Below are 15,436 nucleotides of genomic sequence, written 5' to 3' on the forward strand. Positions count from 1 at the left end.
CTGACTGACGAGAGCGAAATCTACATACAATATCCCCTCAAGGAGGCATGATTCCCATTCCATCGACCATCTATTCCATCAAACCAATCGAGTCGTCACGCGAACTCGATGACTCGTTCCTTGTCATGAACCAACTGCGCACCGACCTGACGCTCGAGGCCTATCGCGAGCTCGTCGCCGCTATGCGACCGCAAGGCTATGAACTGTATGCGTTATACGCCGACGATACCATCGTCTCACTCGCGGGGATCGAGGTACGTGTCAATCTCTATCTCGAGAAGCACGTCTTCATTTACGACCTCGTGACGTGCGCGAACCATCGCTCGAACGGATACGGCGAGATGTTGCTTCACTTCGTCCACGAATACGCCCGCGACCTTGGTGCCAAATACATCGCCCTCGAGTCAGGACTCGCTCGAACCGAGGCGCACCGTTTTTATACAGATAAGATGGACTACGCCATCACGAGTTATTCGTTCCGTAAACAACTTTGATTTCTATGTAACGAAAAAGGAAGAGCCGAACGCTCTTCCCGTCTTTATTATATCGTGATTCACGAGCCAAAAACAGACTGTCTTCTCCTAAATTCATCCACTATACTGTGAAGACAACCTGACTGAAGGAGAGATGAAGCATGACTGATGACATGAGACCGCTCGACCCCGGCCCGTTTTTCCACGGCACAAAAGCCGAACTGAAGCTGGGGGATTTGCTTGAACCGAAGCGACGCTCGAACTATCAAGACAAGCAGTCGAACTACATCTATTTCACGGCCTCCCTCGACGCCGCCAAATGGGGTGCCGAACTGGCGAGCGGTGAGGCTCGTGAGCGTATCTATCTCGTCGAACCGATGGGTGACTTCGAGAACGACCCGAACTTGACGGACAAACGCTTCCCTGGCAACCCGACCCGGTCGTACCGGTCGAAAGCCCCGCTCAAAGTCGTGGCCGAGCTCAGTGCGTGGGAACGCCACCCGGACGATGTGATCGCGCATATGCTGGCCTCACTTGAGAACCTGCGGCAAGCCGGAGAAAATGTGATTGACGACTGACACGAAGGAGAAGCACCTTGAAGAAATCCCACAACAAACGCAAGTATCTCTTGATGTCTATCGAAGCGACTGATTGGCTCTACGTCTCGACAGCAAGAAGATTAGCACCAGACTGGCTATCGCTGAGATTGCAATCTTAAGCTGAAATCCATTTGTCAATCCTTCAATCACATATCCCTTTAGTTTTTGGGACAGACTCGCTTCCGGTATCCAATCAATCACATAGCCAATTCCTAACATTGCGGGAAGGCTTATCACGACATAGACGATGATAAACATGAGTGTGAACGTCTTGATCTTTATCGTCTCCTACCTCCATTTCTGGTTGCACTGAATCGTAAAGTCTCCCGACCAAATAGAAAATGATACAATCCATCCAATAATTGGCTCATAAATAATAAAGAATAGACACTCTGTGTATATGTCGATGCCAACATGTATACAGAGTGTCTTTCGTATTAATTTTCTCTAACGTACTTTGCGAAACTATCGAGGATTGCCTGCCAGCCTTGGCGCTGTAACTCGAGCGGATTCATCGATTCCGCATCGAAAGTTTCAACGATTTTAGTCTGCTCACCTTCTGAAACAAATGAAATGCTTACTTTACGGTCGTCTTCGAGGCGATATTGAATGAGGTGATTAATTTGAACCTCATCATACACACCTTCAAAATCGAAGGCCATACTCTTGTCTTTCGCCTCCATCCGACTTCGAAACTTTCCTCCGGCTCTCAAGTCATTTTCAGCTTCCGTCGTATGCCAATCTTCGGATGCATGATTCCACTGTTTGATGTGTTCAGGGTCCGTCCAAAGTCGCCATACTTTGTCGATAGGTGCTTCAATAATTGATGACACCGTCACTGTATTTGATTCCATCTAATGATCTCCTTTGAAATGAATTGTTTCTAAACGCTTTAACGTCGACACTGGATGACATCCAACTATCCTTTACATCACTTTCATTCGATATGCGTTCGATGAACCCCTTCTCCAATCTAACTAAATAGAAGAAGGCGGTTTTTTGAATTGAGTCGAATGATTTGTATGAACGAGTGTGAACGGATCCGCGAGCGACGCGGCCGCCGCCTCCGTTTGAGACATCGTCTCTTCCGTGACGACCGCCTCTTGGCGTCGTAATCGGAACGCCCGCTCGAGGCGGCTCGTCAGCAAGTTGCTGAGGAAGACGAGCAGTGACAGGCCGAGAGCCGGAACGAGGAACATATGGTTCGTCATCCATGTCGTCGCTGTGAACTGCGTGAAATAAAAACCGAACATCGACGACCATTCAAACAGCGTCGGTCGGACCCCTTCAAACAGGAAGACGGTGCCTCCGAAAAAGACGCCGAACAACGACAGATGAATGAGCAACATGAGTGTTTGCACGAACTGTTGCATGAAGACGATGACCAACGTCGGAACGAGGTGCGGCCATAAGTGTTTCCTTGTCCGGTGCCACACACTGCCGCCCAACGTCTCGGCGACGATCATAAACTCTTGTTTGAGCAATTGCCGGACCTCTGTAATGAGATAAAGCGTGACCGCAGGCAAGCCGAGCGCCACGAACACCGTCAACTGCAGCGTCACGCGGTCCAGCAGCGGCGGCACCATGGTCGAATCCGCGAAGAAATAGGACGGGAATAGCATCATCATAGCCAACAAAGAAATCGGTAGAATCAAAAACCCGTCTAACACCATTTTGAAGATTCGGTTCACGCGCGCCCCGCGAAACGCGAGTGGAATCCCGATCAATAGGCCGAACGCCATCCGTCCGAGCGCAACGGTCGCACAAATACCGACCGTCCACTTAAAGCCTTCGATCATCATCTGGAACAAGTCGTTGCCGGCCCGGTCGGTACCGAGCCATTGATCTTTCGACGGTTCAAGCGGTGGAATGCCAATCAACCGACCTTCGTCGGAGTAACGGTTCAAAAATTGGTCGACTTGGCCATCGCGGAATACGGTATTCCCGATACTTAGTAACAGCAAGCTGGCAAAAATGACGAACCCGATGATGAAAATCGGGTCCCGCAGTAACGTGCGTCGCATCAAATCCCTCCTTTCCAGGCGTTCGGGATGAGCCATTCCGCTACTAAATCCAATAGGAAAATCGGGATATAGACGACCAACAAGATGACGAGCAGGATCGGCATGACCGGATTATAGACGGCGAACCGGAAAATCCCTTGCACGTTGAACAAATACTCGATAATCAACAGACTCGAGAGCACCGTGATCAAGTTCGAGCGGAAAAAGAGGTAGAAGCGGTACACCAAATTCGGGAGCAAATGTCTCCAGAACAGGGCGGCCGGTCGGACGCCTTTGGCCCGGGCCAGTTCGAGAAACAACGACACCTCCTCCTCGAGGATATGTTTCGTCAACCACTTGAGGAAGAAGAACAGAATCGTGAGCGTCAACGTCACAATCGGCAAAAAGCGTATGTATTCGGCGAACCCACCTGCGACTTCAATTCGATCGAACCCTGTCTTCTTATAAATCGTGATGGCAAGAAATTGCGAGAAGATGAGCCAAAACAAATCCGGGATCATCTCGAGCGTCTGGCTCGTTTGCTGGAGCACCGTGCGCACGCGCTTTCCGCTCCGATAAAAGAAATAGGCGTACAGAAGGGCGAACCCGACCGAGACGATGAGTGACGTCATAAAGATGATGACCGTCTCTTTCATGAGCGGGGCGAGGTCTGGCAATAACGGTAACTCGCGTTGTGCGGTGACGTTGTAGTATGTAATCTCATCGAGTTTCGCCAACTGACTGAATTGTTGTTGAATCCCATTCCAGTAATTTGATGGCACGAACTCGAGTTGCACGACGAGTGACGGCAAGGCACTGATCGCAATCAATACAAATAGCGTGATGAAAAACTGAGCCGATTTTTGAGCAATCCAATTCATCCGATTCTCTCCTTTCAAAAAACAAGTACAATCTCATAACCGTTTCGAGCTTGCTTATAAACCATAAACTATAAAATCCAAAAAATGCTTCCAAAATAAAGCATATCCTTCATCCCGAAGTAAAATTTCCCCATTTACACTGTTATGATTTTATCATAATCATTTATGAATAAAAACAATATTCCGAAAATTTCAGAAATCTAAATTGTCTCTTGATTAAACAGTTTCTGCATGAAAATCATCGTTCTTTAAAACTTGACGACTTCCGTTAGACTCACCTTATTGCTTTATCGGAAAAGTAGATTTCAATTAATAATTAAATTCATAGGATGAATGGCAGAAAAACCATAAAAAAAATATCCTTCTAATCAGAAGAATACTTTAGTATGTTGAAAAGAGCGTATCGCCATCTTTCGACTTCAACACATAGTCAACTCCAGTCGAATTCACTTTCGTCAACGTGACGGTACAATCAAACAACGTGCCTGGTCCATATGCAACGTCCTCCGGTATGTCCGGAAAATCGTAAGATTCCTCTTCAAACCAGAGCGTCACGCCGCCTTGTTTCGACTGATTGTCAACGACATAGCAACTCCCAGTTTCTGTCTCATAACGGCCAAGCGCGCGATCATATGTATCAGGTATGGCAATCATAAAACAAATGATTGCGATGCATATGCTGAATATAGCTCCTAGCAATTTCATCAATTTGCGCTCGCTCCACCATTGTGACATATATACAAATGTCGAAAGCACACATATGAATCCGACAAACCAAAACGCAATTAATTGTGCCAACCTGATCACCTCTTTCATACTGTACGAACATTGCCGAATAATGTTTCATCATCCTATCAGATTAAGGAGTCCTATATGGCCCACTTCCTCAAGTTACAATCTATCTCCATTTTCCTCGCGGTTCTGCTATTATTGAACATTCAACTGCTCGCCAACAGCGGACGGCTCTATTTGATAATGGGTAATATTTATATGATGTTCATCACCGCTATCGGTCTTGCTTCACTCGTCTTGTTCACGCGGCTCATCGTCAAACGAATCAGGCAACTCGCCCCTTCCCCATGGAAACTCTCCCTATACGTGTTATGGCTCCCCTATTTGGCGCTGTTCACTTATGTATGGACACGCATCATCCCTGCCCCTAGTGAAGCGGCATGGCCTAGTCCGGCCGTCGGGCTGTTCATCATCGCGCTCACATTCACGTTCCCGCTCTATGTGTTCATCGTCCATATGGTCGCCCGCTCCAAACAACCAACGACCTAAAAAACGTGTGCAGCCAACGACGGTTGCACACGTTTTTCATGAGAGCTCCTGTCTTCGTTTCTGCCACGCCACGAGCAAGATGCTGATGATGACGAGCAGGAACCACGACGACAGTTTGCCAAGGTCGACGAGCGCCCAGCCGCTCAACTGGTTCGGATACGCCCAACCGTTATAGAACGTGACGATATTTTCGGCGAACCAGATGAAGCAGGCGATCAAAAAGAAAGCGACGACAACGGGCATTGTGAAACGGCGGTCGTCAAGCCGATATGTGACGATGGCCCGGCCGAAGACGAGAAAGACGAGACCGATCAACACCCAGCGTAAATCGAGCCAGATGTGGTGCCAAAAGAAATTGAAGTAGATGGCAATGCCCAGACCGAACGCGATCAGCGGTGGTGGCATCTTCAGAAACTTCAAATCGAGCCGGCGCCACGACTGGACGACGTAGCTGCCGACGCTCGCGTACATGAAGCCCGCGTACAGCGGCACACCGAACACTTTTGTCAGCGCCTCGTCCGGATAGCTCCACGACCCCATCTGGACTTTGAACAGCTCGAGGCCGAGCCCGATGACGTGGAACCAACTGATGACCTTCACTTCTTCCATCGTCTCGAGCCCGGTCTTGACGAGCACGACCTGAACGAATAGACACCAGATAAGCAGCACATCATAGCGTGGGAGCGGAAAGTCGAACCATTTCGTCAGCGCGAGCGCCCCGAAGATGGCGACCGGGAAGATACAGCTGAGTGCCTGCTCGTAACCAAAGATGAACAAATAACGGAGACGTCGCATCCTCTCACCTACAATTCGATGTATTCGTATAAGAACGACGACTCGCCGTCAAAGAAGCGCGGGTCGTATAAGCCAAGCCGCTCGCTATCCTCGACGACGACAACGAACGGGGACCATTGTTTCAGGGTGATCGCTTCTTTATTCTCGGCGAAGAGCGGGTTCAAGTCGGCATCGTCCGCACTCGTCAACTCGTATTGGACTTCGGGTTCTTGATAGACCGAATCACGATAAATCGAGACGGTCTCGTCTGTCTTCGTGATGACGGTGAACTGGGTCGGGATGAACGAAGCTGATAGCGCCACTTCTTCGTGATCGGCGGCGTACGACTGATACAAGTACGCCCCTTGCGCACTTTGAATCAAGACGTGGATGACAATCGCAGCCCAGGCATAGCGATACACCGTGTGCCGGACGTCGACCCGACGTGCGATGAGCCAGGCGACGAGGAAGATGCCCCAATAGACGAAATCGACAATCGGGATAACGCCGAACGTGACCCGGACATCGGATAACGGTTCAAAGTAACCCGTCCCCCAGGCGTTGAACAGGTCCGCCGTATTATGGATGAACACGGACAATAGCGCCCACCAGAAATAACGGACATCGGTCACCTTGAACAAGAGACGCACGAGTATGTAGATGAGCAGTGCGAACAACGGCACGAGGAAAATCGAGTGGGTGATGCCGCGGTGCCACATCTGATACATGCCTTCCGTGTCCCAGAGCCGTGAGATGACGTCACTGTCCGGGATTTGGCTCCCGACGAGCGTCGTGACGAACAAGGCTCGTTTTTCGTTTTTGTGTAGCTCACGCTTATCGGCTGCTCCGTAGAGTGTCAAGCCGAATAACGTATGGGTAATGGTATCCAACGGTCTCCTCCTCTTGATGATGGAAAAGACATCCCCCTCACGGTGAGGCGGATGTCCGTTCTTTGCTTATTTCTCTTGATCCATTTTCATAGCGCGTCGTGCGACGACGGCGACAAAAATGACAGCGACAATCGGAATGATTAAAGGCATCCAATTCAACATCCGCCTGTCCCCCTTCTACAAGTGTCGCAAGCAGTATATCACACCTTCATTTCAATCGTTTCAGTGAATGCTCGCTTTGTCATAACGCTCTGCCATCGCTACGATTGTCTCGCGCATATGGTCACGGAGCGTCACCGGTTCGAGCACCTCGACTTGGGTGCCGAGTGACAACAGCCAGAAGACGAAACCGTCGGATACGGCCGCGTCAAAACGAATGAGGAAGCGGTCCCCGTCTTGCGTGATTGACACGTCTTCGCCGAGCTTGTCGAAGATGACCGGGAGAACCCGCTCGTCGACGGCGATGACGATTTCCTCGTCGAGCCCATTATACATGTTGAACGACTTTTGGAAATAGTCGTCCGGTAAATGATGTTTCATGCGCGGTTGATCGTCCTCGACAATTTCTGAGTTGACGATCCGGTCGACGCGATAGTTTCGGATTTCCCCAATCGATTCATCGATGCCAATCAAATAGTACTGCTCATGGTTCCAGTGCAGGTCAATCGGATTGACGACGTAACGTTCACCATCCCGACGGAGCGGGAACGTCCGCTTCGTGGCGTCAAAGCCGACGACGTCCGTGTATTGGAACGAGATCGCCTTTTGCTCTTGAATCGCGCGCTGGATACGGTCGATATGGTATGGAATCTGGCCGTGTTTCTTCTTCGGTGTCTTGATAATCGACTGGAGCGTCTCCGCTTCCGGAATGCTCGTCAGTTTTTGGAGCTTCTCGACGATCCGTTCTGTCACGTCTTCCGAGATGAACTTGGCTGCAACGATGGCGTCGACCATCATCCGAAGCTCATGGATTTCGAAAAGGCGGGCCGAATGCCAATACTTTTTGGCGAGGCCGTTCTTCTCGAGCTCATCCTGCACCTCGAACCCCGAATCGGTCAATGCTTGGATGTCGTCTTTCACTGATTTTTTTGCTAACTTAGAAGTATCTCCAATCGTAGATAAATATTCGAGCAAGTCTTCTAACGTCTTTGGATGATTGTCATCTGTGTGGCGTTCGAAAAACCGTCTCACCTCGAGTAACCGTTCTCGGTTGTTCACGGTTTAATCCCCTTTCACTTCTCTATGTATAATATGTATAAACAGACATTAGCATGTTATTTCCATGAAATAAAGTTATTTTCCATTACAATCGGTTTAAGGAGGCCCTTTCGCTTTGAAACATTATGCGCACGTCAATGGCACGAAAATCGAATATATGGACCGAGGTCACGGTCCGGTCATCGTCCTGATTCATGGGACCCAGTCATCAAGCCTCGAACCGTACCATGTGGACCGTCTTGTCTTGTCCGGATTCAGGGTCATTGTCCCATCCCGTCCCGGTTACGGTGAGACTCCGTACTCATTTTCGGCCTCGCCGCAAGCGTTCGCCGCGAACTTACGTCGCCTGATGGAAGTTATGGCAATCAAGCAATATCACGTCTATGGCATTTCGGCCGGTGGCCCGACGTCCATCGAGCTCGCCTCGCAAAATGAGCATGCGCTTAGCCTGACGCTCGCGGCTGCGGTGACGAGCGAGGTCGATTTCCCATATCGTCGCTACGTCAGCCGAAACGTGGCCCAACCGGCTTTCATCGCACTCCAATTCGCGATGAAACAATTTGTCGCTCGGGCGATTCAAAAACAGCCGTTCGAGGCGACGGCCCGCATGATTCAATCGACGAGCCTGCTCGCACTAGATGTCATTCGTGACGAAGTGACCCCGTACGATATCTTCTTATTGAAAAGGGTCGCCAGTCAGATGGCTTTCGGTCTCGGTGCCCAGTTCGACCTGCGGCAACAAGTAGCTGATGAAGCGTTGCTCGGGGTGTCGTGTCCGACGTATATCGTACATTCGAAGAACGACAAGGCCGTTCCGGTCCGACACGCGCATCATGCGAAGCGACTCATCCCGCATGCCCAGCTCACCATCCTGAACAGCCCTGGCCATTTGATTTGGATCGGGCGTCAAGCGCGAAAGAGTGAGCAACAAATCGAGCGTTTCATCCGTTTTAATTCGTAAGGCACCTGTTCAGGTGTCTTTTTTAGTCTGCTTCGAGTAGTTCAATCAGTCGATTTGTCATGTCTGCCGGGACGAGATATACCGTATGCGTATCGGTCACATCCATAATGCTCGTCGGCATGCCTAAGTCGCCGAGCCAGACGTAATAGCGGTCGACCTTCTCACCTTGATAATTGACTTCCACATCATACTCAGGCGTCGCCATATTCACGATTCCCGGTTGCTGTTCTGCATTCCGAAGCATATCTTCGAATACTTGAATCGCTTCAGGTTCGTCGAACGTCACGATGTCATCCTCCTGAAAACTTGAGAATCCATCCGATTCCGAGACGCGGACCTCTTCCATCCCATCCGTCCGGAAATCGTTCGAGCCACAGCCGGTCAAAGTAAGTGCTAACATGATCAGACATAGAACTGACATATGACGATGTTTCATAACATAGACTCCCTCTGTCTGGATATGATTGATATACGCAAATCAAGCAAGTGAAGTTTCACATCACATGTCAATCGGTCACTCATCCACCCCGAGCACTTCAATCAACTGATTCGTCATGTCTGCCGATACGCGGTAGATGAGGTGTGGATGGGCCACGTCCATCAAGTAGCTCGGTTGCTGCTCCTGTCCGAGCCAATGCTGATGCTGTGCCATCACCCCGCCCTTCCAATGCAGCTCTATATCAAAGTCCGGTTCCCCGTAAATCGAATCCTCGAGCTCCTCATCTACATTGCGCAACATGTCCGCGAACGGTCTCACTTTTTCGATTCCATTGAACATGATGAAATCCGTCTCATTGAACGAGCCGATTCCTGATGACTCAGCGACTCGCGCTTGAATCATTTCTTCTTTATCCAATTCACTTTCCTCAGGCTTTATGAATGCCTCGTACATCGCCGAAGCCACTGTCATTATCGCTCGATTTCGTTTCATGCCCTCCACCCCATTCACGTTGATAGTCATCTTTTACGAAAATCAGGACGAAAGGTTTCACAATTTTTGACATCAGATCATTCATGCCTGTTTCCGCGTTCGCTCCAAGAAAATCGGCAACAGGTTTAAGATGATTGAGATGCTAGTGAGCATCCATAATGCCCGGCCCATGCCAGGGATGACGTCCGCCAATGCACTCCAATCCTCTGCTTCGACCCAAACCGATAAGTAACTATAATCTGCACACACCGTCAACGCTGTCAGCGATAAAGCAAGCGCCATCGGCAGTTTGTAATCTTTCCCGACGCTGAACGTATACAAATTGACCAGTGTCGCCCCAATCGCGAGCAATCCTAAAACCATCCACATTGTCAAATCATCTCCTATTTTTCAAATATGTAAGTTATTACCTATTTTCAGAATAACACAATCCGCTTGATTAATAGAGAAACAAAAAAAGCCGAGCCGAAGCTCAGCCTTTACTTATTGATACGTCCACCCGGTCAAGGTCGCAGTCGCCCCTTCATAACGTAACTGTTTCTCGAGCTCGCTCGGGAAGACGCGGAGCGTGGCGACCGCTTCACCGTCATTGACGAAGCACTCGACACTCGACGAGTCGACGAACACGTGAAGCGACGTCACAGTAATCGCTTTCGTCCGCGTCGTTCCATACTCGGTCGCGAACGGCTCACCTGCATGCGTCCGGTCGATCGTCAATTCGCCCACCTTCGCATCGTAACGGATGACGAGTGACTCGTCGCCGACTTGCAGCAAGTCGAGCGTGAAGTCCGACCCATCCGTTTTCAGCTCGAGTTCATACCGTTCCGGTGTCACGGCGTCGATCGACGTCCCTGACATGTCGATAAACGTGTCTTCGCGAAGTTTTGCCATCTCGGCAACTGGACGCTGCTTGAGCGATCCATCCTCGATTGTGAGCACACGCGGTAGCGTCAAGGCGTGCGCCCAGCCGAAGCGATCCGTCGGATACTTGATTTCAGGCAAGCCCATCCAACCGACGAGCACGCGACGTCCGTCTTGTTCTGTCGTCTGGGGGGCGTAGAAATCGAAACCGAAATCAAGTTCTTCAAACGCGCCGTGGGTGAACGTCAACGTCTCAACATCGAGCTTGCCGATTAAGAAACCGGACTGATAGATGTTGTGATAGCGATGCCCGTCCGGTTCAATCCCTTGCGGCGAGAAGACGAGGATGTGCTGCCCGTCCAGTTCGAACACGTCGGGACATTCCCACATGTAGCCGAACTGTTCGAGTCCCGTCTTAACTTCTCCGAGGAACGTCCATTCGTCCAAATCGATCGAGCGGTACAAGACGACGCATCCCGTCTCGTTCGTACGTTGTGCGCCGACGACGGCATAATAGACGCCATCCTCGAGCCATACTTTCGGGTCACGGAAGTGTTCCGTGTATCCGGCCGGCACGTCTGGAATTGCGACGTTACGACGTTCAATCTTTCCCTCTCGTAACACGCCGATGACCTGCGAGGCGTGACGCGTCCAGTCATCCGTCCGGTGATTACCCGTGTACATGACGTGGAGTTCACCGTCCTTCACGAACCCACTGCCTGAATAGGCACCGTGTGAATCTTCGGTCGTCTCCGGGACTAACGCCACCCCGCGGTCCGTCCACGTGACGAGATCGGGTGATGTGACATGATACCAATGCTTGAGACCGTGTACCGGACCAAGCGGGAACCACTGATAGAACATATGATATTCTCCGTTATAAAACGTGAATCCGTTCGGGTCGTTCAGGAGTCCCGTCGGCGGTTGGATATGGTATCCGAACCGCCACGGGGAAGCCGCCGTCTTCGTGCGGAGCGTCTCCATCTCGAGGGCACTCACGTCACGTAACGAGCGGTAACGCTCTGCCTTCGTCCAACTCATAACATCACTTCCTTTTTCTTAGGCTGCTTCTTTGACTGCTTCTTTTTTCGCTTGGCGTTTCGCCAGCACGAACGTCAATCCGAAGGCGACCGCGAAAGCGATGGCCATACCGATGATATACGAGACGATTGACGCTGGTGCGATCGAGATGATCCCTGGGAGACCTGCCGCACCGAGGGCGACGGCGAGGACTTCACGTCCGACAATGAACGCCGAGGCGACGCCTGAACCGATGATGGCCGCGATGAACGGATAGCGGAGCTTTAAGTTGACCCCGAACATGGCCGGCTCCGTGATGCCGAGAAGTGCCGAGATCCCAGATGCTGAAGCGACCCCTTTCATCTTTTGGTCACGTGTCAAGAAGAAGACGGCGAGTGTGGCCGCACCTTGCGCGATGTTCGACATCGCTGCGATCGGGAAGATGAATGATCCGCCCGTACGTGCGATATCGGCGAGAAGTTGCGTCTCGATAGCGATAAAACTGTGGTGCATCCCTGTGATGACGATCGGTGCGTACAAGAGACCCATGACGAGACCACCGAAGAAGCCGAGTGAGTCGTACGTCCATACGAGACCGTCGATAATCAAGTTACCCGCTTCGCGTGTGATCGGTCCGACAAAGGCGAACGTGACGAACGCCGTGACGAGGAGCGAGAGGAGCGGCGTGAGCAAGATATCGAGTGAAGCTGGCATGATTTTACGGATATTGATTTCAAGTTTTGACAAGATATAAGCGGATACGAGGACCGGCAACACTTGTCCTTGGTAGCCGAGTTTCTCGATCTCAAAGCCGAGAATGTTCCAAACCGGGATATCGCCGACCGTTGCTTGTGCGTAAGCGTTGACGAGATCCGGGTGAACCATGATCATCCCGAGCGCGGCACCAAGGTACGGGTTACCCCCAAACCGCTTGGCGGCGGAGAAACCGATCAGGACAGGTAAGAAGACGAAGGCGGCGTTGGCGAACGTGTTGATCATCGCGGCGAGGTCGGCGATGCCAGGGTACTGGTCAATCAATGAGCTGCCATCGAAGAACAAATCAGGTGCCGTGAGCAAGTTGTTGATCCCCATCAAGAGACCACCGGCGACGATGGCCGGGATGATCGGGACGAAAATATCCGACAACATCTTAACGAACTGTTGGAGCGGGTTGCCCTTTTTCGCGCTGGCCGATTTGACGTCGCTTGTCGACATATCGCCAAGTCCTGTCAATTGAGCGAACTCTGCGTATACCTTGTTGACCGTGCCTGTACCGATAATGATTTGATATTGTCCACCGGTCGAGAACGTCCCTTTGACGACGTCCAAGGCATCCAATTTCTTCTCATCGACTTTCGATTCGTCGTTCAAGACGAGGCGGAGCCGGGTCGCACAGTGAGCCGCGGCGGCGACATTGTCTTTTCCGCCGAGCGCCTCTAAAATTGCTTCTGCTTCTTGTCTATAGTTCATGCTGGTTTCCCTCCTAGCGCTTCAAGCACGCGTTGTTGTGATGGTATGGCTGGAATCGCGCCGTATGCCGTGCACGTCAATGCGCCGGTCACGTTCGCGTATTCGATGTCCTGCAAGAGTCGGTCGTCATCCATACCGAGTGTCGACAACCGATACAGATATGCTCCGACGAAAGCATCGCCCGCTCCCGTCGAATCGACGCTGTCGATTTTGACGGAGGCGATGACGGCTTTGGCATCTTTCGTCGTGATGAGTGTCCCGCGTGACCCGAGCGTGATGGCGATTCGTTTCGCACCCGCTGCGAGAAGCGACGCGACCGCTTCGTCTAAATCGTCGAGCCCCGTCAACAAGTGCGCCTCTTCTTCGCTCAACTTGACGAAGTCCGCTTCGGCGATGAAGTGGAGCGAATCTTGTTTGAACGCCTCAAGGTCGGTCACGAGCGCGTCACGGTAGTTCGGATCGAACGAGACGAACAGGCCGTCACGTTTGGCGAACTGAAGTAGTTTGAAATAGGCGTTCTTTAACTCGCCGTCGAGGAGCGCCGTCGCCGACCCGAAATGGACGATGTCTCCAGGTTTGAATACCGACAAGTCAATCGACTCGAACGCGTAGTCACCGTCGCTGCCGCGGCGGAACGTGAAGTCACGCTCTCCGTCTTCTTGAATCGAGACGAACGCGAACGTCGTGTCACCTTCCTCGACAAGGTTCTCGACGCCGACACCGTTATCGACGAGCGTCTGTTTTAAAAAACGACCGAACGGGTCAGCCCCGACTTGTCCGAGGAAACTCGAATTTCCTCCGTGTTTACTGACGACCGCGGCGACGTTTGCCGGTGCGCCCCCTGCTTTCTTCACGAATGTCGTCCCGTTGACGAGGTCGCTCGACGCGTCCTCACAAACCCAATCAATCAATAGTTCCCCAATGCAATGTACGGTGTTCATCCGTCCACCTCCGTGTCTAAATGGTTGCTTCGTAGCATCTATCGAACCGGTTCCAAAATCGAATAAAAAAAGTGTTGCGGAACCGGTTCCGCAACACAAATGTAAACGATTTAATTTTAAATGTCAACGCTTTCGCGCAGTTTTAATTCAAAAGTTGTGAACGTTTTCATCGGGATGGTGTCACCTGTTAACAACTGGAGAATCATGTCAGCCGCACGGGACCCGGTCCGACGATACGGAAGATGGACCGTCGTGATGGACGGATGCAGCACTTCGGTGAAATCATAACCGCCGAATCCACTCACTGAGATATCGCCCGGGACTGTTTTGCCGGCGTTGGCAAGCCCCTTCAACACACCGAGGGCGATGTTGTCGGTCGCACAGACGACGAGCGTCGCTCGATCCGTTATCTCAGCAAGCGCTTCGCCGATTGGGATTGCGTCCTCGATTTTAAACGTCGTCGTGTATGTCGTCACGTTCGCATCCACTTCTTGGAACGCTCGCAAAAAGCCATCCCGTCGCGCCTGTCCGACGGCGATATCGTACTCCTCCACGCCCACATAGATGATGTCGCGATGCCCCCAATCCATGAACTGCTTTCCGAGGGCATACGCCGCGTCAAAGTCAGGATAGACGAGACTATGCACTTGTTCATGTTCCTGACCGATTAACAGAACGGGGATTTGAATGTCTTGTATCGCCTGCAAGTGCCGTTCCGTCACGGTCGTACCGAGCCAGATGATGCCGGCCACTTTCTGTTTCGCCAAGTTGTATAGCTGCTCAATCTCACGCTCCGTCTGTTGGGCCGTGTTGACGACGAGCATTTGATACCCGCGTTCGGTCAGTCGTTCGTCGATGCCCATCATCGTCCGCGAGGCAGCATAGGAATCGAGCCGCGGCACGATGACCCCAATCATTTTCGTCTGTTTGGACTTCAAGCTTTGCGCGAACTGGTTGGGCTCATAGTTCGTCTCTCGGATGACGCGCTCGATCTTGTCGCGGGTCTCCTGTCCGACCGAGCCCCCGTTCAAGTAACGGGAAACGGTACTTTTCGCAACCCCGGCCAGCTTGGCGATGTCGTTGATTGTCACTTGTTTCATCTGAAAAACCTCCATACGAAAAAACTGACGCGT

18 protein-coding genes are annotated in these 15,436 nt (G+C 51.4%); 4 read left to right on the forward strand and 14 right to left on the reverse strand.

The genetic code is table 11. The features are described 5' to 3' along the window. Positions 1-47 precede the first annotated feature (47 nt). Both KNP83_RS06705 and arr read left to right on the forward strand, forming a co-directional pair. Positions 48-494, forward strand: coding sequence for a GNAT family N-acetyltransferase (locus KNP83_RS06705; protein ID WP_251128930.1), 447 nt, complete (start codon positions 48-50; stop codon positions 492-494). Between the two features lie 140 nt (positions 495-634). After that, on the forward strand, positions 635-1,051 hold the full coding sequence (arr, locus tag KNP83_RS06710; protein WP_214719635.1) for an NAD(+)--rifampin ADP-ribosyltransferase: 417 nt from the start codon (positions 635-637) through the stop codon (positions 1,049-1,051). A 458-nt stretch (positions 1,052-1,509) separates the two neighbouring features. Here arr and KNP83_RS06715 read toward each other — a convergent pair whose 3' ends face one another. The 4 genes from KNP83_RS06715 to KNP83_RS06730 all read right to left on the reverse strand — a co-directional run bounded on the left by KNP83_RS06715 (position 1,510) and on the right by KNP83_RS06730 (position 4,754). Further along, positions 1,510-1,926, reverse strand: coding sequence for an SRPBCC family protein (locus tag KNP83_RS06715; RefSeq protein WP_214756653.1), 417 nt, complete (start codon positions 1,924-1,926; stop codon positions 1,510-1,512). A gap of 123 nt (positions 1,927-2,049) precedes the next feature. Continuing rightward, complete coding sequence (locus KNP83_RS06720; RefSeq protein WP_214761736.1) at positions 2,050-3,096, reverse strand: ABC transporter permease; 1,047 nt, start codon at positions 3,094-3,096, stop codon at positions 2,050-2,052. Beyond that, positions 3,096-3,956 carry an ABC transporter permease subunit gene (locus tag KNP83_RS06725; protein WP_214761738.1) on the reverse strand — a complete coding sequence of 287 codons (861 nt, stop codon included), beginning with the start codon at positions 3,954-3,956 and terminating at the stop codon, positions 3,096-3,098. The genes KNP83_RS06720 and KNP83_RS06725 overlap by 1 nt, the downstream gene beginning before the upstream one ends. 381 nt (positions 3,957-4,337) lie before the next feature. Beyond that, a complete protein-coding gene (locus KNP83_RS06730) occupies positions 4,338-4,754 on the reverse strand; it encodes a hypothetical protein (protein ID WP_214761740.1) in 417 nt (138 codons plus the stop codon). Positions 4,755-4,829: 75 nt separating this feature from the next. Here KNP83_RS06730 and KNP83_RS06735 point away from each other — a divergent pair, with 75 nt between their 5' ends. Then, on the forward strand, positions 4,830-5,237 hold the full coding sequence (locus tag KNP83_RS06735) for a hypothetical protein (RefSeq protein WP_214761742.1): 408 nt from the start codon (positions 4,830-4,832) through the stop codon (positions 5,235-5,237). A 36-nt stretch (positions 5,238-5,273) separates the two neighbouring features. Here KNP83_RS06735 and KNP83_RS06740 read toward each other — a convergent pair whose 3' ends face one another. The 3 genes from KNP83_RS06740 to KNP83_RS06750 all read right to left on the reverse strand — a co-directional run bounded on the left by KNP83_RS06740 (position 5,274) and on the right by KNP83_RS06750 (position 8,119). Beyond that, entirely contained in the window at positions 5,274-6,032 is a 759-nt protein-coding gene (locus tag KNP83_RS06740) for a DUF817 domain-containing protein (protein ID WP_214761744.1), read from the reverse strand. An 8-nt stretch (positions 6,033-6,040) separates the two neighbouring features. Beyond that, positions 6,041-6,901 carry a metal-dependent hydrolase gene (locus KNP83_RS06745; RefSeq protein WP_214761746.1) on the reverse strand — a complete coding sequence of 287 codons (861 nt, stop codon included), beginning with the start codon at positions 6,899-6,901 and terminating at the stop codon, positions 6,041-6,043. Between the two features lie 222 nt (positions 6,902-7,123). Beyond that, a complete protein-coding gene (locus KNP83_RS06750) occupies positions 7,124-8,119 on the reverse strand; it encodes a helix-turn-helix transcriptional regulator (RefSeq protein WP_214761748.1) in 996 nt (331 codons plus the stop codon). 115 nt (positions 8,120-8,234) lie between these two features. Between KNP83_RS06750 and KNP83_RS06755 the strand changes: the two genes are divergently transcribed. Further along, positions 8,235-9,080, forward strand: coding sequence for an alpha/beta fold hydrolase (locus KNP83_RS06755; protein ID WP_214761750.1), 846 nt, complete (start codon positions 8,235-8,237; stop codon positions 9,078-9,080). Between the two features lie 22 nt (positions 9,081-9,102). Here the strand turns inward: KNP83_RS06755 and KNP83_RS06760 are convergent, their stop codons facing one another. From KNP83_RS06760 to KNP83_RS06790, 7 genes are all read right to left on the reverse strand, one after another. Next, positions 9,103-9,516, reverse strand: a complete 414-nt coding sequence (locus tag KNP83_RS06760) for a YhfM domain-containing protein (RefSeq protein ID WP_251139271.1) — start codon at positions 9,514-9,516, stop codon at positions 9,103-9,105. Between the two features lie 78 nt (positions 9,517-9,594). Then, a complete protein-coding gene (locus tag KNP83_RS06765) occupies positions 9,595-10,011 on the reverse strand; it encodes a hypothetical protein (RefSeq protein ID WP_214761752.1) in 417 nt (138 codons plus the stop codon). Positions 10,012-10,092: 81 nt separating this feature from the next. Continuing rightward, positions 10,093-10,380 (reverse strand): hypothetical protein, encoded by a 288-nt coding sequence (locus KNP83_RS06770; RefSeq protein ID WP_214761754.1) that lies wholly within the window; start codon positions 10,378-10,380, stop codon positions 10,093-10,095. A 114-nt stretch (positions 10,381-10,494) separates the two neighbouring features. Beyond that, positions 10,495-11,913, reverse strand: coding sequence for a sucrose-6-phosphate hydrolase (locus tag KNP83_RS06775; RefSeq protein WP_214761756.1), 1,419 nt, complete (start codon positions 11,911-11,913; stop codon positions 10,495-10,497). Between the two features lie 18 nt (positions 11,914-11,931). Continuing rightward, complete coding sequence (locus KNP83_RS06780) at positions 11,932-13,362, reverse strand: sucrose-specific PTS transporter subunit IIBC (protein WP_214761758.1); 1,431 nt, start codon at positions 13,360-13,362, stop codon at positions 11,932-11,934. Then, positions 13,359-14,303 carry a carbohydrate kinase family protein gene (locus KNP83_RS06785; protein WP_214761760.1) on the reverse strand — a complete coding sequence of 315 codons (945 nt, stop codon included), beginning with the start codon at positions 14,301-14,303 and terminating at the stop codon, positions 13,359-13,361. Before KNP83_RS06785 ends, KNP83_RS06780 begins: the two co-directional genes overlap by 4 nt. Before the next feature lie 116 nt (positions 14,304-14,419). Next, the gene (locus tag KNP83_RS06790) at positions 14,420-15,403 is read right to left on the reverse strand and encodes a LacI family DNA-binding transcriptional regulator (protein WP_214761762.1); all 984 of its coding nucleotides are present in this window, start codon (positions 15,401-15,403) and stop codon (positions 14,420-14,422) included. Positions 15,404-15,436 lie beyond the last annotated feature (33 nt).

The sequence above is a fragment of the Exiguobacterium sp. s146 genome, assembly GCF_018618415.1.
Taxonomy (GTDB): domain Bacteria; phylum Bacillota; class Bacilli; order Exiguobacteriales; family Exiguobacteriaceae; genus Exiguobacterium.

Excerpts from the sequence above, each read along its gene's own strand:
- KNP83_RS06705 (WP_251128930.1), top strand. The coding sequence starts at position 48 with ATGATTCCCATTCCATCGACCATCTATTCCATCAAACCAATCGAGTCG.
- arr (WP_214719635.1), top strand. The coding sequence starts at position 635 with ATGACTGATGACATGAGACCGCTCGACCCCGGCCCGTTTTTCCACGGC.
- KNP83_RS06715 (WP_214756653.1), bottom strand. The coding sequence starts at position 1,926 with ATGGAATCAAATACAGTGACGGTGTCATCAATTATTGAAGCACCTATC.
- KNP83_RS06720 (WP_214761736.1), bottom strand. The coding sequence starts at position 3,096 with ATGCGACGCACGTTACTGCGGGACCCGATTTTCATCATCGGGTTCGTC.
- KNP83_RS06725 (WP_214761738.1), bottom strand. The coding sequence starts at position 3,956 with ATGAATTGGATTGCTCAAAAATCGGCTCAGTTTTTCATCACGCTATTT.
- KNP83_RS06735 (WP_214761742.1), top strand. The coding sequence starts at position 4,830 with ATGGCCCACTTCCTCAAGTTACAATCTATCTCCATTTTCCTCGCGGTT.
- KNP83_RS06740 (WP_214761744.1), bottom strand. The coding sequence starts at position 6,032 with ATGCGACGTCTCCGTTATTTGTTCATCTTTGGTTACGAGCAGGCACTC.
- KNP83_RS06760 (WP_251139271.1), bottom strand. The coding sequence starts at position 9,516 with ATGAAACATCGTCATATGTCAGTTCTATGTCTGATCATGTTAGCACTT.
- KNP83_RS06765 (WP_214761752.1), bottom strand. The coding sequence starts at position 10,011 with ATGAAACGAAATCGAGCGATAATGACAGTGGCTTCGGCGATGTACGAG.
- KNP83_RS06770 (WP_214761754.1), bottom strand. The coding sequence starts at position 10,380 with ATGTGGATGGTTTTAGGATTGCTCGCGATTGGGGCGACACTGGTCAAT.
- KNP83_RS06775 (WP_214761756.1), bottom strand. The coding sequence starts at position 11,913 with ATGAGTTGGACGAAGGCAGAGCGTTACCGCTCGTTACGTGACGTGAGT.
- KNP83_RS06780 (WP_214761758.1), bottom strand. The coding sequence starts at position 13,362 with ATGAACTATAGACAAGAAGCAGAAGCAATTTTAGAGGCGCTCGGCGGA.
- KNP83_RS06785 (WP_214761760.1), bottom strand. The coding sequence starts at position 14,303 with ATGAACACCGTACATTGCATTGGGGAACTATTGATTGATTGGGTTTGT.
- KNP83_RS06790 (WP_214761762.1), bottom strand. The coding sequence starts at position 15,403 with ATGAAACAAGTGACAATCAACGACATCGCCAAGCTGGCCGGGGTTGCG.